This window comes from Hydrogenispora ethanolica (assembly GCF_004340685.1).
GTDB classification, from domain to species: Bacteria; Bacillota; UBA4882; order UBA8346; family UBA8346; genus Hydrogenispora; species Hydrogenispora ethanolica.
Map to the genome: position 1 here is coordinate 1 of NZ_SLUN01000089.1, position 1557 is coordinate 1557.

Annotated in this window: 1 protein-coding gene; it reads left to right on the plus strand. The window is 44.9% G+C overall.

The window, feature by feature from the left end:
* Nucleotides 1–39: 39 nt before the first annotated feature.
* Entirely contained in the window at nucleotides 40–1188 is a 1149-nt protein-coding gene (locus EDC14_RS26400) for an IS91 family transposase (protein ID WP_132018414.1), read from the plus strand.
* The last annotated feature ends 369 nt before the right edge of the window (nucleotides 1189–1557 follow it).

Consider the following 1557-nt stretch of genomic DNA (forward strand, 5'->3'; position numbering starts at 1 on the left):
TGAAGGTTAAAAGTCCCCTGGACTTTTTGGATGACGAAAATGAGTGAAATCCAAGCTGTTTTTCAAACGTATGGCCCAGCTTATCGAACCGAACATGCTCTGCCGCCTCATCACCAAAAGACAATGAATGATATCAAAAATTGCCGTACAGCCACTCTCGGTGGCCATATCGACCAGTGTGATCATTGCGGCCATATGGATATTTCCTACAATTCCTGCCGGAACCGGCATTGTCCCAAATGCCAAAATCTGAAACGGGAAGAATGGCTCCTTAACCGTGAGCGGGATTTGCTGGATGTCGGGTATTTCCATGTGGTCTTTACCATCCCGTCTGCTTTAAATCCTTTGGTCCGGTTGAATCAAAAAACGCTCTATGATATTTTGTTTCAAGCCGCTTCGGAAACTCTTTTGGAACTCGCCGCCGCTTCTAAATATCTTGGCGCTCAGATCGGGTTTATTTCGCTACTCCATACTTGGGGGCAAAATTTAATGGAGCATCCCCATATCCATTGCATTCTCCCCGGTGGCGGTCTTTCTTTTGACGGCTTGAAATGGGTCTCATCCCGAAAGAAGTTCTTTATCCCAGTCAAGGTCCTGGCAAGGAAGTTCCGTGGTAAGTTCTTGGCTTTTTTGAAAGCAGCCTTTGACCATTTGTTTTTTGGTGATGCTATCGGTTCCTTGCGCCGGGAAGCCAATTTTCGCGCGTTGCTCAATGAGCTTTACCGGACCAATTGGGTGGTTTATTGCAAACCTCCGTTTAAGAGCCCCGCTTTTGTGTTACGGTATTTAGGCCGCTATACTCACCGGGTGGCGATCGCCAATTCAAGGATTGTCAGTCTCGAAAATGACCGGGTTACTTTTAAGTGGCGCGATTACAGGGATAACAATCGTGAGAAATTGATGACCGTTTCCGCCTTTGAGTTCATTCGCCGCTTTTTGTTGCATGTTTTGCCGCCAAGGTTTGTGAAGATTCGCTATTTTGGTATCTTGAGCAACCGAACTCGTAAGGTGAAGATTAGGCTGTGTCAAAGGCTTTTAGGTATGGCATTTATACCGCTAAAGCCTAAATCCAGGATTGAATTGCTCTCGGATATGCTTGGTTTTGATCCTTCGGTTTGTCGTTGTTGCGGTAAGGGTAAGATGGTTCGACGGCTCCTTGGTTTCTCGGACCTTGCTCCTCCTGCTTAAAACCCATATTTTTTGAAAGCCCATCTTGGGGAGGGGGATTTTATGCTCTTTTTTATGTTCGTTCTTATTCATGATGATTCCTGCTTTCTATTTTGGTTTCAATTGCAATCTGAATGTCTTCCGGTGGTTTTTGAATCTCCATAGCTCTTTTCGACCGCGGCTTCGTTCAACTCCGTGTATCTCGAATTGAGCGGAAGTTTGTTCTCTTTGAAAATCTGATTGCCTCCTTGGCTTTCAGGTTTTTTTGCCGCTCAACTCATGATACACGGCTTAATCTTTTTGTGAATGAAAGAGCTCTTTTTCGGAAGAATGAGCTCTTTCAGTCGCTGAGCGAGCTCTTTTTGTGAATAAAAGAGTTCTTTTTGTGAA